Below are 24,190 nucleotides of genomic sequence, written 5' to 3'. Positions count from 1 at the left end.
TCAGCACGCGTTGCGGAGGATGCGACGAGCGGCCTCGCGGGCCACCCGGTCGCGTTCATTCAGGGTTTGGACATCGACCACAGGTTGCGCCGGCAGTTCCGTAAGTACGCTCTCGACGAGATCGGCAATGCCCAGGAAGGGGAGGCCGCCGCCAAGGAACGCCTCGACCGCGACCTCGTTGGCCGCATTGAGGATGGCGGGCGCATCGCCGCCCTCGCGCAGGGCCTGGAAGGCCAGGGCGAGGCAGCGGAAGGTCGTGAGATCCGGCTGCTGGAACGCCAGCGGCGCGCTGGCGGCCAGGTCCAGCGGTGCCACGCCGGCCGCGATGCGCTCGGGCCACGCGAGCGCATGGGCGATGGCCGTGCGCATGTCTGGGTTGCCCAACTGGGCAAGCACCGAGCCATCCACGTATTCCACCAGCGAATGCACCAGGCTTTGCGGGTGCACCAGCACCTCGATACGCTCGGGCGGCGCACCGAACAGATGGTGTGCTTCGATGACCTCCAGGCCCTTGTTCATCAGGGTGGCGGAGTCCACCGAAATCTTGCGCCCCATCACCCAGTTCGGGTGCTTGCAGGCCTGCTCGGGTGTCACGGCGGCCAGTTCGGCGCGGCTACGGCCACGGAACGGGCCGCCGGAGGCGGTGAGGATGAGGCGGCGCACGCCGCTGGCATCCAGATTGGGGCGGCCACCAGGCAGGCATTGGAAGATGGCGTTGTGTTCCGAATCCACCGGAATCAACTCGCCGCCACCGGTGGCCAGGGCCTCCAGCAGCAGCGGGCCGGCCATCACGATGGATTCCTTGTTCGCCAGCAGCAGGCGTTTGCCGGTACGGGCGGCGGCCAGGGTGGAGTCGAGGCCGGCGGCGCCGACGATGGCCGCGACCACGGTATCGCACTGCTCGCCAGCAACAGCCTGCGCGATGGCGTCATGGCCTCCGGCGACCTCACAGCGCACGCCCGCCGCTGCGAGGCGGCGCGCGAGTTCGCCTTCCAGGGCCGCGTCGGCGATCACCGCCAATTCGGGTTGGTGGCGCACACACAGTTCCACCAGTGCCGTCACGTTGCGGTGAGCGGTCAGGATGGTGGCGCGAAATCGGTCAGGATGGCGAGCGATGACGTCGAGCGTGCTGCCACCGATGGAGCCTGTGGCACCCAGCACCGCGACGTTGCGAAGCGAAGGTGTGCTCATAGACCCAGCAACAGCTTGCCAGCAGCGAACACGGGCAGGGCGGCGAACACGCTATCCAGGCGATCCAGCAGGCCGCCATGGCCTGGGAACAAATTGCCCGAATCCTTTACGGCGGCGTGGCGCTTCATCAAGCTTTCCAGCAAATCACCGACGATCGATGCCACTACCGTAAATGCGGAGAGCACGACCAGGCCCACCAGCTTCGCGCCAGACAGATCCAGTAGCAGGCCACCCACCAGCGCTACGATGGCTCCTGCGACGAAGGCGCCATATACACCCGCCCACGTTTTACCGGGGCTGATGGTGGGCGCGAGCTTGCGGCGGCCGAACTGGCGACCGCTGAAATAGGCGCCGATGTCCGCGGCCCACACGATGAACAGCGCCAGCAGGGTCCACCAGTGGCCATGCTCGCCCGTGCCATGGATGGACACCACGGCAACCCAGGCCGGCACGATCACCAGCAGGCCAGCGCCGAGCTTCATCAGGGAGTTTTCGCGCGTGGGGGCCGCGCCAAAAGCGAAATGGCGCAGCCATTGGCCCACCACCACCCACCAGGCCACGCCCACGCCGATGAGCAACGGCCACCAGGTGGTGTCGCGGCTCACCCAGCACAGCACTAGCAAGACAGCGGTTAGTGCCAGTAGGGCACCGCGCGGCAGTGCATCCTTCAGACCGGAGAGGCGCGTCCACTCCCACATGGCCGCCAGGAAGGCGACAGCAACGATGGGGGCGAACAGCCAGGTGGGTGTCAGCAGGATCAGGCCGATCACCAACGGAGCGAGGAGCAGAGCGGTGAGGGTGCGCTGGAGCAGCATGCAGATCCTTGGGTTACGCCTTTGAGGCGACCTGGTCACCGGTCTTGCCGAAACGGCGTTCGCGGCGAGCGTAGTCTTCGATGGCCTGTTTCAGGCAGGCCTGGTCGAAGTCCGGCCAGAGTGTGTCGGTGAAATAGAGCTCAGCGTACGCCAATTGCCACAGTAGAAAGTTACTGACGCGAGATTCGCCGCCGGTGCGGATGAACAAATCGAGTGGCGGCAGTTCCGCCAGGCACATCCAGTGACCCAGCAGGTGCTCGTCGATCTCGTCCGCGCGCAGCTCGCCGCGTGCCACCGATTCGGCGGCCTTGCGGGCGGCCTGCACGATGTCCCAGCGACCGCCATAGTTCACGGCGATATTGAGATGCAGCGCATCATTGGCGGCCGTGCGGGCCATCGCGCCCGTCATGCGTTGGCGCAGGCCGGCATCAAAAGCGCTCAGGTCGCCGACGAAGCGGATGCGTACGCCATGGCTGTGGAGTTCGTCCACTTCCTTATCAAGCGCGCGCACGAACAGTTCCATGAGTGCGCCGACTTCGTCTTGGGGACGCTGCCAGTTCTCGCTGGAAAACGCGAAGAGAGTCAGCACTGTCACGCCCTGGCGCAGGCAGCCCTCCACCACGTCGCGCACGGCCTTGCGTCCGGCGTTGTGGCCGAACGTGCGTGGTCGATGACGGAGTTTGGCCCAGCGACCGTTGCCATCCATCACGATGGCAACGTGGCGCGGAACCCGCGCAGAATCGGCGCTGGTCATGGGAAGGGTGATGACGCTTAGAGCGCCATCAACTCCTCTTCCTTGTTCTTCACGACGCCATCGACGTCCTTGACGAAGCGGTCGGTGAGCTTCTGGATCTCGTCTTCGGCGCGGCGCTCATCGTCTTCGGTGATGAGCTTTTCCTTGAGCAGATCCTTGACCTGCTGCATGGCATCGCGACGCACGTTGCGGATGGCGATCTTGGCCTCTTCGCCTTCGTGCGCCACGTGCTTGGCCAGTTCGCGACGACGCTCCTCGGTGAGCGGCGGCATGTTGAGGCGAATGGTGGTGCCGGCGGTGTTCGGCGTGATGCCGATGTCCGAAGCCATGATGGCCTTTTCGATCGGCGCGACCAGGGTCTTCTCGAACGGGGTGATGATGATGGAGCGCGAATCGCCCAGCGCCACCGTGGCCACCTGGTTCAGCGGCATGTCCGAGCCGTAGTACGGCACCTTGATACCGTCGACCAGCGCGGTGCTTGCGCGACCGGTGCGCAGGCGCGTCAGGCTGTGCCTGAGCGAGTCGATGCTCTTGCCCATGCGGGTCTGGGCATCGTTCTTGATGTCGTTAAGCATGGGAAACACCCCTCAAACCGTGCAAGCCAACAAGTATAGCAGGGGGTTGCAGGGCATTGGGCGCGGTACGGCGCGGTTTAGAAATGGCGCCAAGGGCGATGTTGCGCTGCACGAGGGGCTGAGCGGTGTTGCCGTCAGACCCTCTCCCCGCGTAGGGGAGAGGGTTGAGGTGACTTAGTGCTCGGAGACCAGGGTGCCTACGGCCTCGCCGCGCATGATGCGCATGAGGTTGCCGGGTACGGTCATGTCGTAGATGCGCAGCGGCATGCCGTGGTCGCGGCACAGCGCGATGGCAGCCGTATCCATCACGGCGAGCTTGCGCTCGATCACCTGGTCGTAGGTGAGCGTGTCATAGCGCGTGGCGTCCGCGTGGCGAGCCGGGTCGGCGGTATACACGCCGTCCACCTTGGTCGCCTTGAGCAGCAAGTCTGCGCCCACTTCCACCGCGCGCAGCGCAGCGGCCGAGTCGGTGGTGAAGAAGGGGTTGCCGGTGCCGGCAGCGAACAGTGCGATGCGGCCCTTTTCGATGTGACGAATGGCGCGACGACGGATGAAGTCCTCCGCCACGTCGTGGATCTGGATGGCGCTCATCACGCGAGCGTAGCCGCCGCGGCGTTCGATGGCGTCCTGCATGGCCAGCGCGTTCATCACGGTGGCGAGCATGCCCATGTGATCGCCGGTGACGCGATCCATGCCGGCCGCAGCCAGGCCGGCGCCACGGAAGATGTTGCCGCCGCCGATGACCACGCCGATCTGCACGCCGGCCTTCTGTACTTCGATGATTTCATCGGCCAGTCGACCGATGACCTTGGGATCGATGCCGTAGTCGGCTTCGCCCATCAGGGCTTCACCGGAGAGTTTGAGCAGGATGCGATGGTACTTAAGGGGTTCGCTCATGGGGTCTCCGGATTGTGTGGGGCAAAACGTGCGCATTGTAACGGCAGCGACGCGAGCCGGTAAGACGGCTGTGCTGCCTCTCGAGGGTGGAAAACCCAGTCCGCTCACGGCCTTGGCGCCGGCGTGGGGAGCGCGCGGCAGGCCGCCTCGCAAGGGCGCGAAGGGTGGAGGGGGCTTTCATAAAAACAAAAAGCCGCGGTTTCCCGCGGCTTTTTGCCTGGACCCGGCTGGAGGCGGGGTCTTTAGACCTGCATCGCCTTGGCGACTTCGGCCAGGTAGTCTTCCTGCACCTTCTCGATGCCTTCGCCCACGGCCAGGCGAACCACGGCCACGACGTCAGCACCTTCCTTCTTCAGCGCGTCGCCCACGGTAACGTTGGTGTCCAGCACGTACGGCTGGCCGACCAGGGTCACTTCCGAGACGATCTTGTTGATCTTGCCGGAGATGATCTTCTCCAGGATGTCGGCCGGCTTGGCCTTGTCCTTGTCGGTCATCTGGCTCAGCGCGATTTCCTTTTCCTTCGCGATGAACTCGGCCGGGACGTCTTCCGGCTTCACGTGCGGCGGGTTCATGGCCGCCACGTGCATGGCGATACCCTTGGCCAGCTCTTCCGAGCCACCCTTGAGCGCCACGATCACGCCGATCTTGCCGCCATGCGAGTAGGTGGCCAGCGGGCCATCGTTCGAAACGTGAGCCACGCGGCGCACTTCGATCTTCTCGCCGATGGTGGCGGTCTGGGACTTGGCGGCGGACTCGACGTTGTCGGCGCCCGGGAAAGCGGCAGCCTTGGCGGCGTCGATGTCGGTGGCGCCGGAAGCCAGCACGGCTTCGGCCACTTCATTGGTGAACTGCACGAAGTTCGGCGCCTTGGCGACGAAGTCGGTTTCGCTGTTCACTTCGACCAGCACGGCCTTGCCGTTGGCCTGGGCGGTGGCGATGCGGCCTTCGGCGGCCACGCGATCAGCCTTCTTGTCGGCCTTGGCCAGGCCGGTCTTGCGCAGGTACTCGATGGCGGCGTCGATGTCGCCGTTGTTCTCGACCAGCGCCTTTTTGCAATCCATCATGCCGGCGCCGGAGCGCTCGCGCAGTTCGCTAACCAGTTTTGCGGAAATGGCAGTCATCTGGGTTCCTCAAGAGCTTTGATGCGCCCCGGCCCGAAGGCCGGGGCAGGGATGGCTTACTCGCCGTCCGCGTCGTCGTTGCGGCCGCGGCCACCACGGCCGCCGCGCGGCGCACCGGCGCCCTTCTTGGCCGGACCACGGTTGTTGCGGTCGTCACGGCGCGGGGCAGCCTTGCGCTCTTCCTTGGCAACCGGGTTGCCTTCTTCGTCCAGTTCGACGAACTCGTTGGCGTCACCCTGGGCGGCGGCCGGAGCGGCAGCCTTGCCTTCGAGGATGGCGTCAGCGGCAGCGCGGGCGTACAGCTGGATGGCGCGGATGGCGTCGTCGTTGCCCGGGATGGCGTAGTCGACCAGTTCCGGGTTGTAGTTGGTGTCGACCACCGCGATCACCGGGATGCCGAGCTTCTTGGCTTCCTGCACGGCGATGTCTTCGTGGCCGATGTCGATGATGAACAGCGCGTCCGGCAGACGGTTCATGTCCTTGATGCCGCCCAGCGAGTTCTCGAGCTTATCGCGCTCGCGACGGCGAGCCAGCACTTCGTGCTTGACCAGGCGATCGAAGCTGCCATCGGTCTCAGCGGCTTCCAGCTCCTTCAGGCGGCCCACGGACTGCTTGACGGTGCGGAAGTTGGTGAGCATGCCACCCAGCCAGCGGGCGGTGACGTACGGCATGCCGGCGCGTGCGGCTTCCTCGGCCAACGGCTCACGAGCCGAACGCTTGGTGCCCACGAACAGCACGGTGCCACGCTTCTGGGCGACGGCCGACAGGAAGTTCATCGCGTCGGTGAACAGCGGCAGCGTCTTTTCCAGGTTGATGATGTGGATCTTGCCGCGCGCGCCGAAGATGTACGGGGCCATCTTCGGGTTCCAGTAACGGGTCTGGTGACCGAAATGCACGCCAGCTTCGAGCATCTGGCGCATGGTGACTTGAGCCATGGTGTAACTCCAATTTGTAGGGCGATCCCTGGCTTGGAGGGAAAGACCCGGGGGTTGGGACCTCCACGCATCCCCGGCTTCGACCCCGGCTGGCCCTAAGATGTGGAGGGCTGACCGAGGCACCCCGAAGGCGGTGCCGATGCGTGTGTGGCGTTTTTGTTGTCCAATCATGGACTTGGGGGCTTGCGCCGCAACGCGGTTACAATCTCCCTTCGTTTTGCGACGACCGGTTGGGGTGTCCCCAAAGGGCACCTTGGGTCAGCAAAACTTGGAAATTGTAGCCGGTACGCCGGCGGCGCGGCAAGTTGCTGGATTTCTGGGCAATTGCCGCCATGTGAGTGGAACTATGGCAGTCACCCTGAAAACCCCCGAAGACATCCAGGCCATGCGCGAGGCCGGCAAGCTGGCCGCCGAAGTGCTCGCCATGCTCAAGGAGCATGTAAAGCCTGGCGTTACCACCGAAGACCTGGACCGCCTGGCCTACGAGCACATCACCAAGGTGCAGAAGGCCATTCCGGCCAACGTGGGCTACAACGGCTTTCCCAAGACGTTGTGCACCTCGGTGAACCACGTGATCTGCCACGGCATCCCGAGCCCGGCCAAGGTGCTGAAGGATGGCGACATCATCAACCTCGACGTCACCGTCATCAAAGACGGCTGGCACGGCGACACCAGTCGCATGTACTTCGTGGGCACGCCCTCGGTGCTGGCCAAGCGCCTGGTGGACACCACCTACGAGGCGATGATGCGCGGCATCGAATCCGTGCGCCCCGGGTCCACCCTGGGCGACATCGGCGCGGCGATCCAGAAGCACGCAGAGGCGGCGGGTTTCTCCGTGGTGCGCGAGTACTGCGGACACGGCATCGGCAAGGTCTATCACGACGAGCCGCAGGTGCTGCACTACGGGCGTTCCGGCACCGGGCTGGAGCTCAAGAAGGGCATGACCTTCACCGTCGAGCCGATGATCAACGCCGGCAAGCCACAGACCAAGCAGCTTCCCGATGGCTGGACCGTGGTGACCAAGGATCACTCCCTCTCCGCCCAGTGGGAACACACCATTGCCGTGACGGACGACGGTTTCGAGATCCTCACGCCCTGGCCTGATCAGTAATACGCAAGAATGTTCGGCTTTACCTCTCCTGCGCTGTTCTTGGCGAGGTACCGAAGGCTCGCCGGTAAACACCGGCGGGCCCCAAGGGGGAGCCCGCCGGTCGCCTTTTCCCGCACTGCGCTTGCTATCGTTGACGCCAGTTTTCAGCCGCGATGGCGCAGCCCTCCGTGACCGATTCCCTTCTGCCTATCCGTCTTCCGCCGCTACCGCGCCTGCCGTTGGCAGTGCCACGCTCGGGCGTTTCGACCGAGGCGCGCCACGCCCTGCGGCAATTGCTGGGCGATGTGGATCGCGCACTCGCAACCGCCTTTCGCGACGGTGCCGATGCCGCCGCACTGGCGCGGCGGCGCGGCGATTCGGTGCAGCGCATCGTGGTGCACGTATGGACGGCCTGCCTGGGTGACGTGAGCGACGCCGCGTTGTTCGCCGTTGGCGGCTTTGGGCGTGGCCTGTTGTTCCCGTGTTCGGACGTGGATCTGCTTGCCCTGGTCGGCCCGTCCGACCCCGCGCGCTTGCGCGCGCTGGAGCAGTTCTTCGCCACCCTTTGGGATATCGGCTTGAAAGTGGGGCACGCGGTGCGCGACCTCGCGCAGTGCCGCATGCTCGCCGAGCAGGACGCCAGCGTATTTACCAGTCTGCTGGATGCACGTCGCTTGGCGGGTGACCCGGCCATGGAAGAGGGCTTGCAGGCCATCGTGCGCGATCCTGCATTGTGGCCGCCCGCTGCGTATCTCGCCGTGCGCCTGGCGGAGCGCGATGCGCGCCACGCGCGCTTCAACGACACCGCCTACAACCTGGAGCCGAACCTCAAGGATGGTCCGGGCGGATTGCGTACGCTCGACTCGCTGCGCTGGCTGGGGCGTCGTCTGGCGCACGCGGAAGACTTCGACGACATGGTGGCCGAAGGCCTGCTCGATCCGGCTGAAAAGGATCAGCTCGAACAGGCCGAAGCCACCTTGCGCCGCTATCGCTACGCGCTGCACCTGGAGGCAGGGCGTGCCGAAGAACGTCTGCTGTTCGACTACCAACGCGGCTTGGCCGCTCGCCTGGGTTTTCAGGACGAACACGAGAAGAACCTCGGCGTCGAACAATTCATGCAGGGCTATTACCGCGCGGCGAGCCAGGTGGAGCGCCTGGGCGTGCAGATCGCCGAGCGCTTTGAAGAGATGCTCGAACCGCCGGCGGCACCCCTGCCGGTGGGCGATGAGTTCGTGCGCTACGGCAAGCGCTTGGCCGTGCGAGATCCGGAGCTTTTCATGCGCCGCCCCGCCGCGCTGGTGGAGGCGTTCATCGTGCGCCTTGGCGAACCGGGCATCGTGGGTTTCACTGCCGACACCATGCGGCGCATCCATCAAGCCACCGCGGTGCTGGAGCGCAGCCTGGCCGACGATCCGGAAGTACTCGCCGCCTTCCTTCGTTTGCTAAAGCAAGGCGCGCCCGCGGTCGAGGCACTGTGGCGCATGAATCGCCATGGTTTGCTCGCGGCCATCTTGCCGGCCTTTGGCGCGGTGTTCGGGCGCATGCAGTACGACCTCTTTCACGTGTACACGGTGGACGAACACACCTTGCGCGTATTGCGCAACGTGGCGCGCTTCGCCGATGCGGCCGCGGCCAAGGAATTTCCCATCGCCTGTGAAATCTGGCCGCGTCTGCCCAAGCCAGAGTTGCTGCTGCTCGCGGCACTATTCCATGACATTGCCAAGGGGCGCGGCGGTGATCACTCGGTGTTGGGCGAGGAGGAGGCATTGGCCTTCGGTCGCCGCCTGGGTTTGCCCGAGGAAGACACCCAGCTCATCGCCTGGTTGGTGCGCTGGCACTTGCTGATGAGCACCACCGCGCAACGCCAGGACATCACCGACCCCGATGTGGTGCAGCGCTTTGCCGAAACCGTGGGTGACGGCGAACGCCTGGACAATCTGTACCTGCTCACCATCGCCGACATCATCGGCACCAGCCCCAAGCTGTGGAACGGCTGGAAAGATCGTCTGCTCGCCGACCTCTACACGGCCACACGCTATGCGCTGCGCAGCGAGGACGAGCTGCCCGCCGATGCGGCGGCGCGCGTGCGTGCCTGTCGAGAGCAGGCGCTCGCCTTGCTGGAAGCCGAAGGTTTCATGGCCGATGCCTGCGCACGCGTGTGGCGCAGCTTTCCCGAGCAGAGCTTCCTGCGCCATCGCCCGGAGCAGATCGCCTGGCAGACGGCTGCCATTCTTGCGGCCCAGGGCACCACGCCGTTGGTGGCCGTGCATCCGCAATCGGTGCGCGGCACCACGGAACTATTCGTCTACACGCCCGATCGCGATGGCTTGTTCGCCGCCGTGGCCATCATGCTCGATCGCCTGCATTTCTCGGTGATGGAGGCGCGTGTGCTCAGTTCCGCCACGGGCATGGCGCTGGATACGTTTCTGTTGCTGGAGGCCGACACGCAGCTGCCCGCTTCGCCGGAGCGCGCGGAAGAGCTCAAGCAACGCCTGCTTCGTGCCTTGTCGCAACCGGCGCATGTGCATCAGCCATCCCGTCGCAGCATGTCGCGGCACCTCAAACACTTCCAGACGGCACCCAAGATCTCCTTCAGTACCGTAGGCGGTCGCACGCGGCTGGCATTGGTGTGCAGTGATCGTCCCGGCTTGCTCGCCGCGGTGGCGCAGGCGCTGTTTCAGGCAGGCGTGCGCGTGCACGACGCGCGCATTGCCACATTTGGCGAGCGCGTCGAAGATTTCTTTCTCGTCACCGATCGCCACGATGCGCCACTGAGCATCGACCTGCAGGATCGCCTGCTGCATGCATTGCTGGACACGCTAGGCACGGCCAAGCGTGCCTGAGGATGCAGCTAGGTCGGTGCGCGCGGTGCCGACAACATGCCATGCCTCGCCATGGGCTTGTGCATCGCTTCAAGGAAATCATGGCCTGTATGAAAACCAGAAAACTTTCGCTTGTCGTGTTGGCGTGCCTGCTCACTCGCACCAGCATGATCGTCACCTAGGGAAGCTCTGAATCCGCGACGTATTGCTCGTCATTCCCGCGAAAGCTGGGTCCAGTGCCTGTAGATACTTGAGCGCAAGGGCACTGGATCCCAGCTTTCGCTGGGATGACGAGCAAAATCAGAGCTTCCCTAGGTGACGGGCGGAGTTGGTGATGGCTCCGTCGGTATCGACTTTGGCGTGCCCATCGCCTGCGGCCTGCGCGCCGACCTGGGCTACCTCATGGCCGACGATCGCCGCGGTGACGCTAACATCGACTCGGAAGCTTTGATGGTGAGGCCCGTTGCGTCACGGGTGGCCATGCGGGGTTCGGTAGATGGGCCTACCGGCATTCGCTGGGTTACCGTGGACGCCTATGGCTTCTACACGCGGTCGGGCCTGACCATGGCGACATGCACCACGGCTACGAGTGCGACGTGCAACTGCACATGCGGATCAATACGAACCTCTCGCCGCATGGGGACTACCGCCCTGTGCGCACCACCCTCGACGCCGCCGGCATCAGGGATTTGTACAGGGGCCGGATGTCCGGCGTGCGCGTAGGGCTGTAACGCCCGCGTTCGGTAGCTGGGCCCAGAGGCCTTGCCGTTCGTCTGCAATTGGCCCAGCGGGCGACATGTGGCTCGCGAGCCGGGCCAAATCTTGTCAGAATCAGACGTCCCTTCCGCCGCAACGCGCGGTCATCGCCGCGGCGACTCACTGATTCCAGGCAAGAAAACATCATGCAAAGCATCGAATCCCTGATCGAAGACGCCTTCGAACGTCGCAACGAACTGACCCAGGCCGAGATCGAGACGCATCTGCGCCCCGCCGTGTCGCAGGTGATCGACCTGCTTGAATCCGGTGAGCGCCGCGTGGCCGAGCCCGATGGCCAGGGCGGCTGGACGGTGAACCAGTGGATCAAGAAAGCGGTGCTGCTGTACTTCCGCATCAACAACAACCGCGTGGTCGATGGCGGCCCCGCGCTGGCCTTCGACAAGGTGCCGCTGCGCTTTGCCCACGGCAATGACGCCGAGTTGCAGGGCCTGGGTGCGCGCGTGGTGCCGGGCGCGCTCGTGCGCCGGGGCGCGCACGTGGCCAAGGACGCCGTGTTGATGCCCAGTTACGTGAACATCGGCGCCCACGTCGGCGCGGGCACCATGGTCGATACCTGGGCCACCGTCGGCTCGTGCGCGCAGATCGGCGCGAACGTCCACCTTTCCGGCGGCGTGGGCATCGGCGGCGTGCTGGAGCCGCTGCAGGCCAACCCTACCATCATCGAAGACAACTGCTTCATCGGTGCGCGCTCGGAAGTGGTCGAGGGTGTGATCGTGGAGAAGGGTAGCGTGATCGGCATGGGCGTGTTCCTGGGCCAATCCACCCGCATTTACAACCGCGCCACGGGTGAAGTCAGCTACGGCCGCGTGCCGGCGGGCAGCGTGGTGGTGGCAGGCAGCCTGCCGTCCAAGGACGGTTCGCACAGCCTCTACGCCGCCATCATCGTCAAGCAGGTCGATGAGAAGACCCGCAGCAAAACCGGCATCAACGAACTGCTGCGGAGCGCCGAATGAGCGCGACCCTGTATGGCCTGACCACTTGCGATACCTGTCGCAAGGCACGCAATTGGCTGGATCGTTTCGAGGTGCCTTACAGCTTTGTCGACTATCGCGCCAACCCGGTGCCCGCGGCCACGCTCAAAGAGTGGGCGCAGCAATTGGGTGGTTGGGAGAAGCTGGTGAACAAGGCGTCCACCACCTGGCGCAACCTGCTGCCGCAGCGCAAGAACCCCGGATCCGACCCGGAGTGGACGCTGCTGCTCAAGGAGTACCCGGCCCTGGTGCGTCGCCCCGTTGTGCAACAGCCGGATGGCTCGGTGAGCGTCGGCTTTACCGACAACGGCTTCAAAAAGCTGTTCGGCAAGTGACATGAAAAAGCCCCGCTCGGCCAGGCACTATCGCATCAACCTGCGCATAGAGCGCGACAACGCCGCGCTCTATGACAACCTGGCCGAGCTGGCGGACGACGCGCGCCTGAGTCGCGCGTACCGCCGCATCGCCGACGGCGAGCGCGCCAATGCGGCCTTCTGGGAGGAGCGTTTACGGCATATCGGCGCCCCGGTGCCGCCGCCGCGCCACGGCGTGCGCGTACGCGCGCTCACCTGGTTCGCCAAGCAGTTCGGCACCGAGTTCGTCATGCCCACCGTGGTGCGCCTGGAGCACGCGGATCATCTGCCCACGCCCGTGGATCGCAACGGTTATCGCGACCACTTCCTGGAGGAGCAGGCCCCCGCCACGCGCAGCGGCCGGCATCGCACGCAAAGCGGCAACACGCTGCGCGCCGCCGTGCTGGGCGCCAACGACGGCCTGGTATCCAACGGCAGTTTAGTGATGGGCATGGCCGGTGCCGCATCGGGCGATCACGCGATCCTGCTGGCGGGTTTTGCCGGCTTGGTAGCTGGCGCCTGCTCGATGGCGCTGGGCGAGTGGTTGTCGGTCAACAGCTCACGCGAGTTCTACCAGGCGCAGATCGCCGCGCGCGCCGAGCGCCTGGCCGTAGCGCCGGAAGACGGCACTCATAGCCTCGCTGGCATCTATCGCGAAAAGGGCTTGCAGGCCAGCACCGCAGAGGCCTTGGCCGAGCAGATTTCCGAACGCCCGCGCACCGCGCTGGATACCTTGGTGCGCGAGGATCTGGGCATCGATCCGGAGGAACTGGGTGGTTCGGCTTACGGCGCGGCGGTGTCTTCGTTCTGTCTGTTCGCTTTGGGTGCGCTGTTTCCGGTCGCGCCGTATCTGTTTCTCAAAGGGCACGCTGCACTAGTGGGTTGCATGGTGTCCACGGCCGCCGGTCTGGCGTTGATCGGCATGGGCACGGCGTTGTTCACGGGGCGCAGCATGGTGTTCTCCATCGCACGCCAGCTCGCTATTACGGTGGCTGCGGCGGGTGTGACCTATCTGGTCGGCCACTTGCTGGGCACGACGCTGCTGGGTTGATGTCGCTCGAAGCTCAATGGCACCAGGAGCCCGCCAAGCGGCGGGCTCCTGGTGTTGCGGTCATCGAGATCAATTCACGCCGTTCCGTGCCGCGTCGTCCAGCATCTGGCTGGCGCCACCCATGTCGTGCTTCACGCCATTGACGAGGCCAGCCAGGCTGTCGCCTTTCATGCCAATCTCGCCCAGCACGGCATCAAGAATGGGCTGTTGTGCCCGATAGGCGAGGGCTGCCGATACGGCTTGCTCCGCCAGGTTGCCGCCGCTGGCAGTGGCGGGTGCACCTGCCGTGCCTGCCGCCGCGTTCCTATTGAGGCCGTCGACCTGCACGATCTTGATGCCGTCGATCTTCTCCATGGGCTTGACGGATGCCTCGATGATTCCGGGCAGGGCGGCAATCAGCGCCTGCTTGATTTGCAGGGTGATCTGTTCCGAGCCGAGCGTATTAAGCGATTCGTTGCGCATACGGATACCAGCGGCTTCGACCTCAAAGCGGACCCGATCCGCCTCCGCTCGAATACGTGTCGCCTGTGCGTGATTGTCGGCTGCATCACGCTCGGCTTCGGCCGATACCTTGACGCTGATCGCTTGTTGTTGGGCGTCCTGTTCGGCCGCAACCAGGGCGATTTGCTTGTCGCGCTCCGCAATAGCCACATCACGCGCGGTCTTCACTTGTTCTTCCGCGCGCGCCGCAAGGGCGCGTGCCTCGTTGGCCACCTGTTCGGCCTCTGATTGGGCTTTGGAGCGCTCGGCAATGGCGATCTGCTTATCTTGATCAGCCAGCGTCGTGCGCTTCTGCTGGTCAATCTGAGAAACCGTGATCTCGCGCTCGGCCTCGATCTGCCTCTGCTTGATCGCGCGCTCCTTCTCCACTTGGGCCTCGCGAACCTGGCGTTCGGCGTCGATCTTGGCTTGTTCGGCTTCGCGCTCGCGCTGCGACTGAATAGCAGCAATTTCCGCCTTTTGCTGTGCTTCGCGGGTTGCTACTTCCTGCTGCTGGCTTAGCGTTGCAAAGGTCTGTTGCTTGTCGATCTCCAAGCGTTGATTGGTCGCCTCGAAATTCTTCTGGGCGATCTGCACGGCAGTCGTTTGTTCGATCTCGTTGCGTTGCTTGGTACGCAGTTGGGTGGCCTCGGTGAGCTTGGTGAGGCCTTCAGCGTCAAAGGCATTGTTCGGGTCAAAGTACTGCATCGGCGTCTGGTCAACGCGTGTGAGCGATACGCTCTCCAGTTCCAGGCCGTTCTTGAGCAGGTCTTCCGACACAGCGTGTTGCACGGCCTGGATGAAGTCTTGGCGCTTGTCCAGCAGCTCTGGCATGGTCATCGATACAGCGGCGGCGCGCAGGGAGTCGACGAACTTGTCTTCGACCAGCTCGCGAAGGCTATCGGGTGCCATGGTGCGTTGTCCCAATGTCTGCGCCGCATTGGCAATGCCTTCCACACTGGGAATCACCCGCACGAAGAAGCCAGCCACCACGTCGACGCGCATGCGATCTCGGGTAAACAAGCTGTCCTTGCCTGCGCGCGCCACTTCCAGCTTCAGCGTGTTCATATTGACGGGCATCACGTCATGAAACACCGGTAGTACGAGCGCGCCGCCGTCCATGATCACCTTTTGACCGCCCATGCCCGTACGGACAAACGACATCTCCTTGGATGAGCGGCGGTACAGGCGTGCGACGATGAGGCCGACGACGATCAAGCCGCCCAGCAGGACGCCAGCGACAATTGCAATTTCAATCAGGTTGTTCATCTCAAATCCTTATCAGACGAGTAGATCCGGGCGTGGATTGGGTATGGCGGCGAAGCGGGAGCCATCAATCTGGCGAATCAGCAGCACGTCGCTGCCGGGCTCTAGCTCGTTGACGGTTTCGTCCGGTTCCACCATCAAGTACAGCGTGTGGCCTTTTCCGTCGGATGTCTTGGCTTGCGCGGCGTAGCCCTCCCGAGCGTGTCCAAGCATCGTCGCCACGTGGCCAACGAGGCTGGCAAAAGACACCGCGTAGGTTTCTTCGCGTGGCATGACCCGAGCCAAGCCGCCGCCAAGCACGCGTATGGCCGGGACACTGATGAGCGTGGCCAAGGGTATGGAAGCCCCGCGCGGCGGCGCTGCATGCAGCAAGTGCAGCCCAAGCATGTTAATGGCGAGCCCCGCGCCGGCGAACACAGTGAGGAAAATGGCGATCAGTACGAGTATGGGCACGCGCCCCACTTGAAGCCAACCCAAAAAACCGTCGGGTGGATCGTGCGCCATTGCCCCGTCGAGCCAATGCCATGCGCTCGTGCCAAACAGAAGAGCGGCGCCTTCAATGACGCCCAGCGCGATCAGCATGCCCAGCGCTGCGATGTATGGCAGAGATTCTGGCTGTAGAAGAGTGCTCATGGCTTAGGGGCGTCGTTGGTTTGACGCTTGAGCGCTTCCAGACGGTCGTCGATTCGGCGCTTGCGCTGCAGGTCGGCGAGCTCCTTGAGTTTCATGACATCTCCCGGCGACGTGCTCAAGCTTGTCACGCCAGTCTCGCGCGCCATGACGCGATTGAAGGCCGATTCCGCCTTGTCGACGCGTCCCTCGCGAACACTGTTTGATGGTGCTTCCCCCGGAGCGGATTCGCGGCGCCGTGCTGCGATGAATTCCGCAAGAATGGCCTCGCGTTCTTCCTTCTTCGCGATGAGTGCACGCAGGTAGGTCTCGCACTCGGTGCCGCGTTCCCGCTGGCTGGCGAGGTTCTGCTCAAGTACAGGCAGCTGATCCTCGATCAGCGTTTGCCGCTCGAGGCAAGCAACCGCAAGGTCGTCGCGCTGTTCTTGCACTGCCAGCTCTGCCTTCCCGGCCAGATCCTCGTGCTCACTGGCAAGCTTGCCGATGCGTGTGGCAAGTTGATGCTTGGCGGCTTCAATACGGCCGAGCTCCATGCGCACGTCGGCCACGACGAGATCAATCTCGCGTATCGCTTGGCTCATGACGGCCTCTGGGGCCAGGCCTTCGGCCTTGTCGAGCAAGGCATGCGCGCTGCCGCTGATCAGACGAACAACGCGTTCCTGCAGGGTGTCGGACATAGCCCTTCTCCTTGGTAAGTGCGGCAGTAGATGTCAGGTGTGCGACTTTGCAGCGCGCACGGCGTCGATCAATTCGCCCAAGCGTGGCAACTGCCGCGCCATGGCGTTGTCGTCATAGGTGGCGCTACTTGGCGCAATGCTGAGTCGAAGCAAGCTGCTCAACAATGACACGCAACGTTGCAGAAGCATGTCCTCCACCTGCCGTGCACGTGCTGGGCCGGCATCGGTGGGAATGTGCTCTGAAGCCAGTAGGGCCATCAGTTGCGGCACCCACTCGATCATGGCGGCCACCACCTCCGAGCGCTTGGACGTGCGATGCTCGTAGGCAGCCACTTCGCGCGCAAACGGTTGTATTACGTCGCGCAGCCAGCCCAAGGCAAGGTCATAAGATCGGCTACCGTCGTGCTCGCGGCGATGGAGCTGTATCACGGCCCTCAGCTTGTCGGACGGGGTGCTCGCGCCCTTGATGTCGAGCGAGGTCAACCATTCGAAGTCATCCTGAGAAACTCGCACTGACAACGGTATGGACACGGCCATGCGGTGCTCCTTTGTATGCAAGTGTATACAAACGCATACTGCTTCAGCCTCTGACAGTTGTCCAGTGCTTCTTAAGGAAGGTCTGATTGTTCGGCTGTTTGTTCGTCATTCGTGCTAACCGCCAAGAGGGGGTAAGAGCAGCAGTCGCTTTTCAACAGCCGAAGGGCTGGTCACCCAGTGCCTTTACGTTCAAAGATTTATAGGCGCTGGATGCCAGCTCTCGCTGTGATGACGATCCGAATAGGAGCATCCCTTATGGCCAGGCCTTGTTATCCTCCTGGCACTCTAATTAACCCGTGCAGGATTTCATGTCAGACGTTCTGGATCTCACTTGTGATCTCATTCGCCGTCGCTCGGTGACACCGGTCGATGCCGATTGCCAATCGCTGATCGCAGAGCGCTTGGCCGCCGTGGGTTTCGATGTGCAGCACCTGCGCTATGGCGAGGTGGACAATCTGTGGGCCACGCATGGTAGTGGTGGCCCCACGCTGATTTTTCTGGGGCATACCGATGTGGTGCCCACCGGCCCGGTGGAGCAGTGGGCCAGTGATCCGTTCGAGCCGACCATGCGCGATGGACGGCTATATGGCCGTGGCGCTGCCGATATGAAAGGCTCGGTGGCGGCGATGGTGGTGGCGCTGGAGCGGTATGTGGCGGCGCATCCGAACCATCGCGGGCGCGTGGGCTTGTTGCTGACCAGCGACGAAGAGGGCCCGACCAACCTCGATGGCGTGCGTCGGGTGGCTGAGCACTTCCGCCAAACGGGCGAACGCATCGATTGGTGCGTAGTGGGTGAGCCGTCTTCCAAGGAGCGCCTGGGCGATTTGATACGCGTGGGGCGCCGTGGTTCGCTGTCTGGCACGCTGGTGATTCGCGGTGTGCAGGGTCATGTGGCTTACCCGGAAAAGGCGCTGAACCCCATCCATGCCTTCGCGCCGGCTCTGGCCGAGTTGGCGGCCGAACGCTGGGACGAGGGCAACGCGGATTTCCCGCCCACGTCCTTCCAGGTATCCAACCTCAACGCGGGCACCGGTGCCAACAATGTCATACCCGGCACGCTCACCGCGCAAATCAATTTCCGCTACAGCACGGCCAGCCGCGCCGAAACATTGCGCGAGCGCACCGAAGCCATTCTTGCGCGCCATGGGCTGGATTGGCACGTCGATTGGTCGCTCAGCGGCGAACCCTTCCTCACGCCGCCCGGCGGTGCCGTGCGCGAGGCGGTGATTGCGGCATGCCAAACGGTGTGCGGCATCGAGCCGGAAGAAAGCACCGGCGGCGGCACCTCCGACGGTCGTTTTATCGCGCCCCTTGGCGTGGAAGTGGTGGAGCTGGGGCCGGTCAACGCCACCATCCACAAAGTGGACGAATGCGTGGCGCTGGCCGACCTTGAAAAGCTGCCTGATCTTTACGCTGCCGTTTGCGAGCGACTGCTGGGCTAATGCTGGCCTGCAATGCGGGCCTCATGGCACCAGCGGGCTGGCTGCGCGCCACGTCGCGTTGCGCGCGGGCAAGTAGCGGTAGCTCTCGGCGACGAGCCACGCGCCGCTGGCGATGGCGGCAGAAATGACAAAGGCCGTCCACGGCATGCGGTCGGAGGGTGTCGCCAAAATGGCGGGCCCCCATACCAGCACCGTGATGATGCCGAGCATGGCGGCTTCCAGCCGCGCCGCCAGTTGCGCATACGTGCCCAGCAAAACCGCCACGCACGCGACAAGGCTGCACACGCCGGTGAAATAGGCCCAGCCGAGTGGGTGAGGTAGCCAGGATGGCACCAGGGCGGCCGTCTGGTCGCCATAGAACAGATGCGCCAGCCCCAAGGTCGGCAACGCGAGGGCGAACAGTAGTCGCGCCCCTTTAATGCCGCGCGCCCCCGTCATCATGCCGCGCTGTCCCGAAGTGGCGGGCAGGGTAGCCAGCCACGCCCATGCCCCGGCCAGCATCACGGCGATCTCACCGGCACCGAGCCAAGTGGCCTCCATCTGCGGCATGGCCACCACGCCGGGCAACTTAAGCAACACAACCCACATCAACAGGAAGGCACACAAAGTCCAAGCAGCAGGGCGACGTGTCGCCGGCCACAACAAACCGATACCTCCGCCCAGTTCGATGGCGGCAAAGAGATAAGCGATCCATCGTTCACCGGGCAGGTGCGCAACGGGCAAGTGCTGCCAGACCAGGGCAACATCGCCATAAATAAAGCCCAGAACCCCAAGCGCCATCATGCTGGCGGCGAACGTGATGCGTGCAGCGGACAAGCGAAGCGCATGTTCCATACCGTGGCTCCTGATTCGACGCTTAAGAAATGTCTCGGAAAGTGGAGGCCCGCCACGCTCGATTTACAGAGAGTGACGACCTCTTTCGGCCTTGTTTGAAAGGCGGGACATCGGGCAACGCAACGACAGGCCGGGCAATGGCATCCGGTGCGCGCACCATGCCTGTGTTCGGCGGCGTGAGCAAGGTCGTCCGCCGGGTGGTTTGCCCGTGGCCGCCGCCCGTGGCAACCTCGATCCTCCCGGCGGCTGGACGTCCAGCCGTCTGCAACACCGGAGTCCCCATGTCCCGAACCCTGCTCACCCTGGCCCTCGCCGCCGTTACTTGTTCGAGCGCGCTTGCCGCCTCACCGTCTCCACAACAGGCTGGCCTGGCCCAGATCCGCGAAACTGACCTGCGTGCCGATATCGGCTTTTTGGCCTCCGATGCCCTGCAAGGGCGCCTCTCGCTGCAACCGGGCGACGAGGCGGCCGTGCAATGGATCGCTTCGGAATTCGCCAAGGCGGGCCTTAAGCCCGCTGCCACCGACGCACAAGGGCAGCCGAGCTTTCTGCAGGCCGTGCCCTTGATCGAGTACTTCCCCGACCCGAAAAAATCCGGCCTGAGCCTCGTGCGTGGCGGCAAGACCGTGGAATGGACGAGCAAGGACGCGTCTGGCAGCTTCCCCGACAATGTGGATGTGCAGGCACCGGTGGTGTTTGCCGGCTACGGCATCACCGCGCCGGAACTGGGTTATGACGATTACGCCAAGCTCGACGTAAAGGGCAAGGTCGTGGTGGTGTTCGACCACGAACCGCAAGAAAAAGACCCCAACTCCATCTTCAACGGCACCGGCAACACGCGTTACGCCACCAGCTACGTCAAGGTGCTCAACGCACAAGAACATGGCGCGGTGGCGGTGCTGTTCGCGCCCGAGCCCTCGCACAACCATCCCTCCGCGCAGGAGGTGCGCTCGCGTATCGGGCATCAGGCGGAGCACGCGGACAACCCCATCCCCGCCCAGGTGCTGGCGGACAATCCGCTGAAGATACCCAGCATGATCCTCTCCAGCGACGTATCGAATCAGCTGTTCGCCAGCAGTGGCAAAACGCCCGAGCAGTTGCAGCAGGCCATCGACAAGGACTTGAGCAACCAATCACTGGCCTTGCCCGATACCTCGGTAAAGCTGCGCTTGCGCAACAGCGGCCGCCGCGAGGCCACCACGTGGAACGTGGTGGGCCTGGTAGAAGGCAGCGACCCCAAGCTGGCCCCGGAAACCATCCTCATCAGTGGCCATCACGATCACGACGGCATGAGCGGCAGCAAGATCTGGCACGGTGCCGACGACAACGCCTCCGGCACGGTAGGCGTGGTTACCTTGGCGCGTGCCTTTGCCGCCAACCCGGTCAAGCCCAAGCGCTCAATACTGTTCGCCGTGTTTGCGGCGGAGGAGCGCGGCTTGCTCGGCGCGTACTACATGGCGGAACACCCGTTGCGTCCGCTCGATACCACGCGCGCCATGATCAACTTCGACATGATCGGTCGCGATGAAAAGCCCAGCCCGCAAACCGAAGGCTTGATCCAGGTGCCGGCCGACACCAGCAACCGCCTCAACCTGATTGGTGCGGCATACAGCCCGGACTATCAGCGCACGGTTGCCAAGGAAAACCAGCAAGTGGGTTTGGTGCTGGACGATCGCTTCGATCACGAATACGCCTTGAACGTATTCTTCCGCTCCGACCAGTTCCCCTTCGTGCTGCACAACGTGCCCGCATTCTGGTGGTTCACCGGCTTCCATCCCGATTACCACCACCCCAGCGACACGGCGGAAAAGATCAACTACACGAAAATGGCGAAAATCCTGCGGCTGGCCTATCTCAGCGCCTGGCAGTTCGCCAGTGAGCCCAACCCGCCCAAGTTCGTTGCCAACCCCCAAGGGCGCAAGGTGAACTAAGCAAGTCGAGTGGCGCCCACATGGGCGCCACTTTTTTGGACAGGTTGTTTCCGCTTATGCGCATTCACGGTGGGCGGGCAGGGCGGCTCCGCGTTTGCTCGCAGCTCCGGCGAAGGGGGCGCTTTTCAACAGCCGAAGGGCTGGTCATACCGTGCCTTCAGGCTCAGGCGCTTACAGGCGCTGGATCCCAGCGTTCGCTGGGATGACGATCAAATTCAGAGTATCGCTAGGGGGCTGATTAACCGACATGTTGCTCGTCATCCCAGCGAACGCTGGGATCCAGCGCCGATAAATCGCGGAGCGTAGAAGCACTGGATGACCAGCCCTTCAGCTGTTGAAAAGCCCCTCCTGCTCTTGCCCCCTTTTTCGGGTTCGCAGGAATAATGAGCTAGATGTCGTTTAATCAGACCTTCCCTAGGTCATCCAGCACTGGTCGCTCTTTCGGGTACTGCCTAGCGTTGGCGGCGTAACCGACCCCAGGGGGCTATATGCGCAAGCGCTGGCTGGTATGTCTGTGTCTATCGTCGATGGTCGTGGGCAGTGCCTGGGGGCAAACCCCGGCAGATCTGGCCTGGCTCCGCAGCAACGTGGCGGGGCCACGCACCCAGGTGTTGGTATTGGGCACCGCACACCTTTCTCAGGCGCCGAAAGACTTCAAACCCGAATCGCTTGCGCCTGTGCTCGACCGGCTCGCGGCATTCAAGCCGCAGATCATCACGGTGGAACAAATTTCCGGCGAAGGTTGCGATTTGGCCGCGCGGCACCCCGCCGTGTACGACCCCAAAGACATGGAAACCTACTGCGCCGACCCCGTTGAGGCGCGCAAGGCCACCGGGCTCAATGTGCCCGCCGCCATCGCCCAAGTGCAGAGCACATGGAAAGCGTGGCCTGAGCACCCCACGCCCGCGCAGCGTCGGCACCTTGCTGCATTGTTTATGGCCGCCAACGACAACGGGTCGGCGATGGTGCAGTGGTTGCAGTTGCCAGCGGCAGAGCGCCACGTGGGTGATGGCCTGGATAGCGCCCTGGTCGCCGCCATGAGCAAACGCGAAAACAGCCGTAATGAAACCTATGTGGTCGCGGCTCGCCTGGCCGCCAAGCTGGGCTTGCAACGCCTGTACTCGGTGGACGATCACACCGGTGACAACGTGCAGGTCGACAACGACAAAGCCTATGGCGATGCCATCCAGGGCGCCTGGAATGGCGCGGCGGACAAGCTCAAACCCGTGCTGGATCGAGAGCAGTCGCTACTCACGTCGGGCGACATGCTCACCATGTACCGCTACATCAACGACCCCGCCGTGCTGCGCATTGGCCAGGGCAGTGACTTCGGTGCCGCCTTGGGCGACGCCAACCCACCGCACTACGGCCGCATGTACGTGGCGGGCTGGGAAACGCGCAACCTGCGCATGGCGGCGAACGTGCTAGCCACCTTCCGCGAAACGCCGGGTGCGCGCGTGCTTTCCATCGTCGGCAGCTCACACAAGCCTTGGCTCGACAGCTTGCTGGGGCAGATGCCCGGCGTGGAAATCGTCGATGCGGAGCAGGTGTTGAAGTAACGGCCGTGCGTAGCGCGATGCGACAATTACTCCCCCTCCAACACCCAGCGCGCCTCCAGCACCATCCAATAGAACGCCGAGGTGCCAAACCCCTTTGCCAAGGCGCGCGCCAAATCCGGTGTCATCGGGCCGCCATCGAGCATCCAGTGCTTTAGGGCCTTGCTACTGATGCCCATGCGACGCGCAGCGTCCACCCAACGCAATTCTTGTGGCAGCAAAAAGTCGTGCAGCAGCACCTTCGCCGGCGAGCGCAGTGGCACACGCGGGTTGACCTGCATGTGCGGGGTGAGAGAAATCCGACTCATCACTATCCTTGGTTGATGTGCGCGCACGCTTAAACACGCCGGCGCGAGCGCAGCGATACATGTAGGCAAAATGCCAATTCAGGCGTACGTCATCGCCAAGGTGCAGCACACCGGCAACACGCCCGGTGCGCCGCGGGGGCGATCAACGGACGGGTCAGGTGCTGGCGGCGGTTTTTTGGCCCAACAAGCGCGCGTAGGAGTGCAGGTAATGCACAGCCAACGATAACCCCGTGGATTCCAACGGGGTTAGGGCAAGCTGGCGTACCGGCTGGGAACCTCGGCGCGACGGGGCGAGGAGAGCCTCCTCGCTATCCATCAGCAGACCCAATAAGGCGTCTGCGGAGCGGGCAATGCCGATCAGCGTTAACAACCGCTGCTCTGCGTCCTGCGCCTCAGCTGAGGGGGCCAGCGTGTCGGCGGAGGTCGCGTGCGTAGCCTCTGGTGGGAAAGACGGGCGTGCGCGTGCCGTATGATCGTGGACAGCCATGATCAACTTCCTAACAGTTGGTGATGGTCAGCGGGTCGTGAGTGTTGTCGCACTCGCGGCCCGCGCTTCATGAACCGAGGGTCACGATTGCGCGAGAAATGGATTCAGACACCCCGCGCGCAACGAGACGAAAAGTAACAGAGCCCTGCCGAGTACCTTGTCAGGCGAACACCCGTCGCAGCATGCGGCCCCGGCGCGCATCCACTGCGGCATACGCTGTCAGCGCCCGTGGTGGCTGTAGTCGCGCACAAGCGCTTTGCCCGTACCCATAAGCAGATGCCGTCATGGCAATAGGGGCGTTGGCCCCTTGGCTTCGGCAACATTGCCGCCCGCCTTGCCGGGCGTACGTCGCTCTAAGCAGATTGACCACCATGGGCCACGCCTGATGCTCGTTTGCGCATCGGGTCAAATGCGGCTCTGCATGGCTTTGCGCCGTTATCCTGCACCACGTCGATTTCTCGTTTGTCCGCAGATTCCGGTCCGGTTGAACATCCAGGCCGGTAGGTACCGACCACCCCGCTGTTGGTGAGCAGGGGCGCAGAGGGGCGCTTGCGGCTATATTTTGTGAAAAGGTCCGCTTTCGACTGCGACTTCAGCCGGTCATTGCAACACATTGCTGGAATCGTTCGGCCGGCGTTTCAAAGTTCAACGTCTGCCGAGGTCGCTCATTCAAGCGTCGAGCCACGGCAT

Annotated in this window: 22 protein-coding genes; 8 read left to right on the top strand and 14 right to left on the bottom strand. The window is 63.7% G+C overall.

Going from position 1 to position 24,190, the window contains the following annotated elements:
• The 7 genes from AC3G2C_RS17625 to rpsB all read right to left on the bottom strand — a co-directional run bounded on the left by AC3G2C_RS17625 (position 1) and on the right by rpsB (position 6,288).
• Positions 1–1,191 (bottom strand): 1-deoxy-D-xylulose-5-phosphate reductoisomerase, encoded by a 1,191-nt coding sequence (locus tag AC3G2C_RS17625; RefSeq protein ID WP_488385949.1) that lies wholly within the window; start codon positions 1,189–1,191, stop codon positions 1–3.
• Positions 1,188–2,006: a phosphatidate cytidylyltransferase gene (locus AC3G2C_RS17620; RefSeq protein WP_488385948.1), complete on the bottom strand. Its 819-nt coding sequence runs from the start codon at positions 2,004–2,006 to the stop codon at positions 1,188–1,190. The genes AC3G2C_RS17625 and AC3G2C_RS17620 overlap by 4 nt, the downstream gene beginning before the upstream one ends.
• A 13-nt stretch (positions 2,007–2,019) precedes the next feature.
• Complete coding sequence (gene uppS / locus AC3G2C_RS17615) at positions 2,020–2,760, bottom strand: polyprenyl diphosphate synthase (RefSeq protein ID WP_488385947.1); 741 nt, start codon at positions 2,758–2,760, stop codon at positions 2,020–2,022.
• A 17-nt stretch (positions 2,761–2,777) separates the two neighbouring features.
• Complete coding sequence (gene frr, locus AC3G2C_RS17610) at positions 2,778–3,335, bottom strand: ribosome recycling factor (protein WP_199042227.1); 558 nt, start codon at positions 3,333–3,335, stop codon at positions 2,778–2,780.
• Between the two features lie 174 nt (positions 3,336–3,509).
• On the bottom strand, positions 3,510–4,232 hold the full coding sequence (pyrH, locus tag AC3G2C_RS17605) for a UMP kinase (protein ID WP_488385946.1): 723 nt from the start codon (positions 4,230–4,232) through the stop codon (positions 3,510–3,512).
• Positions 4,233–4,474: 242 nt separating this feature from the next.
• The gene (gene tsf / locus AC3G2C_RS17600; protein ID WP_488385945.1) at positions 4,475–5,353 is read right to left on the bottom strand and encodes a translation elongation factor Ts; all 879 of its coding nucleotides are present in this window, start codon (positions 5,351–5,353) and stop codon (positions 4,475–4,477) included.
• A gap of 56 nt (positions 5,354–5,409) precedes the next feature.
• On the bottom strand, positions 5,410–6,288 hold the full coding sequence (gene rpsB, locus AC3G2C_RS17595; RefSeq protein ID WP_488385944.1) for a 30S ribosomal protein S2: 879 nt from the start codon (positions 6,286–6,288) through the stop codon (positions 5,410–5,412).
• Positions 6,289–6,634: 346 nt separating this feature from the next.
• On the opposite strand from rpsB, the gene map reads away from it, so the two are divergent.
• The 5 genes from map (at position 6,635) to AC3G2C_RS17570 (ending at position 13,352) form a co-directional block, all read left to right on the top strand.
• A complete protein-coding gene (gene map, locus AC3G2C_RS17590; protein WP_488385943.1) occupies positions 6,635–7,399 on the top strand; it encodes a type I methionyl aminopeptidase in 765 nt (254 codons plus the stop codon).
• Between the two features lie 167 nt (positions 7,400–7,566).
• A complete protein-coding gene (gene glnD / locus AC3G2C_RS17585; RefSeq protein WP_488385942.1) occupies positions 7,567–10,221 on the top strand; it encodes a [protein-PII] uridylyltransferase in 2,655 nt (884 codons plus the stop codon).
• 881 nt (positions 10,222–11,102) lie between these two features.
• On the top strand, positions 11,103–11,930 hold the full coding sequence (dapD, locus tag AC3G2C_RS17580) for a 2,3,4,5-tetrahydropyridine-2,6-dicarboxylate N-succinyltransferase (protein ID WP_488385941.1): 828 nt from the start codon (positions 11,103–11,105) through the stop codon (positions 11,928–11,930).
• Complete coding sequence (locus AC3G2C_RS17575) at positions 11,927–12,283, top strand: Spx/MgsR family RNA polymerase-binding regulatory protein (RefSeq protein ID WP_488385940.1); 357 nt, start codon at positions 11,927–11,929, stop codon at positions 12,281–12,283. Before dapD ends, AC3G2C_RS17575 begins: the two co-directional genes overlap by 4 nt.
• Position 12,284: 1 nt before the next feature.
• Positions 12,285–13,352, top strand: a complete 1,068-nt coding sequence (locus AC3G2C_RS17570) for a VIT1/CCC1 transporter family protein (RefSeq protein ID WP_488385939.1) — start codon at positions 12,285–12,287, stop codon at positions 13,350–13,352.
• Between the two features lie 69 nt (positions 13,353–13,421).
• On the opposite strand, the gene AC3G2C_RS17565 is transcribed toward AC3G2C_RS17570, so the two are convergent.
• Genes AC3G2C_RS17565 through AC3G2C_RS17550 form a run of 4 tightly spaced genes read right to left on the bottom strand, consistent with a single transcriptional unit; the run spans position 13,422 to position 16,942 of the window.
• Positions 13,422–15,101 (bottom strand): flotillin family protein, encoded by a 1,680-nt coding sequence (locus AC3G2C_RS17565; RefSeq protein WP_488385938.1) that lies wholly within the window; start codon positions 15,099–15,101, stop codon positions 13,422–13,424.
• A 12-nt stretch (positions 15,102–15,113) separates the two neighbouring features.
• Positions 15,114–15,731 (bottom strand): OB-fold-containig protein, encoded by a 618-nt coding sequence (locus tag AC3G2C_RS17560; RefSeq protein ID WP_488385937.1) that lies wholly within the window; start codon positions 15,729–15,731, stop codon positions 15,114–15,116.
• A complete protein-coding gene (locus AC3G2C_RS17555; protein WP_488385936.1) occupies positions 15,728–16,405 on the bottom strand; it encodes a PspA/IM30 family protein in 678 nt (225 codons plus the stop codon). The genes AC3G2C_RS17560 and AC3G2C_RS17555 overlap by 4 nt, the downstream gene beginning before the upstream one ends.
• A 33-nt stretch (positions 16,406–16,438) precedes the next feature.
• Positions 16,439–16,942 (bottom strand): hypothetical protein, encoded by a 504-nt coding sequence (locus tag AC3G2C_RS17550; RefSeq protein WP_488385935.1) that lies wholly within the window; start codon positions 16,940–16,942, stop codon positions 16,439–16,441.
• Between the two features lie 308 nt (positions 16,943–17,250).
• Here AC3G2C_RS17550 and dapE point away from each other — a divergent pair, with 308 nt between their 5' ends.
• Entirely contained in the window at positions 17,251–18,384 is a 1,134-nt protein-coding gene (gene dapE / locus AC3G2C_RS17545; protein ID WP_488385934.1) for a succinyl-diaminopimelate desuccinylase, read from the top strand.
• Between the two features lie 21 nt (positions 18,385–18,405).
• Here dapE and AC3G2C_RS17540 read toward each other — a convergent pair whose 3' ends face one another.
• The gene (locus tag AC3G2C_RS17540) at positions 18,406–19,218 is read right to left on the bottom strand and encodes a DoxX family protein (RefSeq protein ID WP_488385933.1); all 813 of its coding nucleotides are present in this window, start codon (positions 19,216–19,218) and stop codon (positions 18,406–18,408) included.
• 281 nt (positions 19,219–19,499) lie between these two features.
• Here AC3G2C_RS17540 and AC3G2C_RS17535 point away from each other — a divergent pair, with 281 nt between their 5' ends.
• Positions 19,500–21,149 carry a M20/M25/M40 family metallo-hydrolase gene (locus AC3G2C_RS17535; protein WP_488385932.1) on the top strand — a complete coding sequence of 550 codons (1,650 nt, stop codon included), beginning with the start codon at positions 19,500–19,502 and terminating at the stop codon, positions 21,147–21,149.
• A gap of 503 nt (positions 21,150–21,652) precedes the next feature.
• The gene (locus AC3G2C_RS17530) at positions 21,653–22,708 is read left to right on the top strand and encodes a DUF5694 domain-containing protein (protein WP_488386026.1); all 1,056 of its coding nucleotides are present in this window, start codon (positions 21,653–21,655) and stop codon (positions 22,706–22,708) included.
• Positions 22,709–22,734: 26 nt separating this feature from the next.
• Here the strand turns inward: AC3G2C_RS17530 and AC3G2C_RS17525 are convergent, their stop codons facing one another.
• Both AC3G2C_RS17525 and AC3G2C_RS17520 read right to left on the bottom strand, forming a co-directional pair.
• Entirely contained in the window at positions 22,735–23,013 is a 279-nt protein-coding gene (locus AC3G2C_RS17525; RefSeq protein ID WP_488385931.1) for a helix-turn-helix transcriptional regulator, read from the bottom strand.
• Positions 23,014–23,167: 154 nt separating this feature from the next.
• The gene (locus AC3G2C_RS17520; RefSeq protein WP_488385930.1) at positions 23,168–23,500 is read right to left on the bottom strand and encodes a hypothetical protein; all 333 of its coding nucleotides are present in this window, start codon (positions 23,498–23,500) and stop codon (positions 23,168–23,170) included.
• Positions 23,501–24,190 lie beyond the last annotated feature (690 nt).

This window comes from Frateuria sp. sgz306004 (assembly GCF_057750885.1).
Note: the sequence above shows the minus strand (reverse complement) of the source record. Positions and strands in the feature narration are given on the sequence as shown.

Coding starts and splice junctions, on each gene's coding strand:
- map (WP_488385943.1), top strand. CDS start 6,635: ATGGCAGTCACCCTGAAAACCCCCGAAGACATCCAGGCCATGCGCGAG.
- rpsB (WP_488385944.1), bottom strand. CDS start 6,288: ATGGCTCAAGTCACCATGCGCCAGATGCTCGAAGCTGGCGTGCATTTC.
- uppS (WP_488385947.1), bottom strand. CDS start 2,760: ATGACCAGCGCCGATTCTGCGCGGGTTCCGCGCCACGTTGCCATCGTG.
- AC3G2C_RS17570 (WP_488385939.1), top strand. CDS start 12,285: ATGAAAAAGCCCCGCTCGGCCAGGCACTATCGCATCAACCTGCGCATA.
- AC3G2C_RS17525 (WP_488385931.1), bottom strand. CDS start 23,013: ATGAGTCGGATTTCTCTCACCCCGCACATGCAGGTCAACCCGCGTGTG.
- AC3G2C_RS17535 (WP_488385932.1), top strand. CDS start 19,500: ATGTCCCGAACCCTGCTCACCCTGGCCCTCGCCGCCGTTACTTGTTCG.
- dapE (WP_488385934.1), top strand. CDS start 17,251: ATGTCAGACGTTCTGGATCTCACTTGTGATCTCATTCGCCGTCGCTCG.
- AC3G2C_RS17555 (WP_488385936.1), bottom strand. CDS start 16,405: ATGTCCGACACCCTGCAGGAACGCGTTGTTCGTCTGATCAGCGGCAGC.
- AC3G2C_RS17565 (WP_488385938.1), bottom strand. CDS start 15,101: ATGAACAACCTGATTGAAATTGCAATTGTCGCTGGCGTCCTGCTGGGC.
- dapD (WP_488385941.1), top strand. CDS start 11,103: ATGCAAAGCATCGAATCCCTGATCGAAGACGCCTTCGAACGTCGCAAC.
- AC3G2C_RS17620 (WP_488385948.1), bottom strand. CDS start 2,006: ATGCTGCTCCAGCGCACCCTCACCGCTCTGCTCCTCGCTCCGTTGGTG.
- pyrH (WP_488385946.1), bottom strand. CDS start 4,232: ATGAGCGAACCCCTTAAGTACCATCGCATCCTGCTCAAACTCTCCGGT.
- AC3G2C_RS17540 (WP_488385933.1), bottom strand. CDS start 19,218: ATGGAACATGCGCTTCGCTTGTCCGCTGCACGCATCACGTTCGCCGCC.
- AC3G2C_RS17550 (WP_488385935.1), bottom strand. CDS start 16,942: ATGGCCGTGTCCATACCGTTGTCAGTGCGAGTTTCTCAGGATGACTTC.
- AC3G2C_RS17560 (WP_488385937.1), bottom strand. CDS start 15,731: ATGAGCACTCTTCTACAGCCAGAATCTCTGCCATACATCGCAGCGCTG.
- tsf (WP_488385945.1), bottom strand. CDS start 5,353: ATGACTGCCATTTCCGCAAAACTGGTTAGCGAACTGCGCGAGCGCTCC.
- AC3G2C_RS17575 (WP_488385940.1), top strand. CDS start 11,927: ATGAGCGCGACCCTGTATGGCCTGACCACTTGCGATACCTGTCGCAAG.
- AC3G2C_RS17625 (WP_488385949.1), bottom strand. CDS start 1,191: ATGAGCACACCTTCGCTTCGCAACGTCGCGGTGCTGGGTGCCACAGGC.
- AC3G2C_RS17520 (WP_488385930.1), bottom strand. CDS start 23,500: ATGGCTGTCCACGATCATACGGCACGCGCACGCCCGTCTTTCCCACCA.
- frr (WP_199042227.1), bottom strand. CDS start 3,335: ATGCTTAACGACATCAAGAACGATGCCCAGACCCGCATGGGCAAGAGC.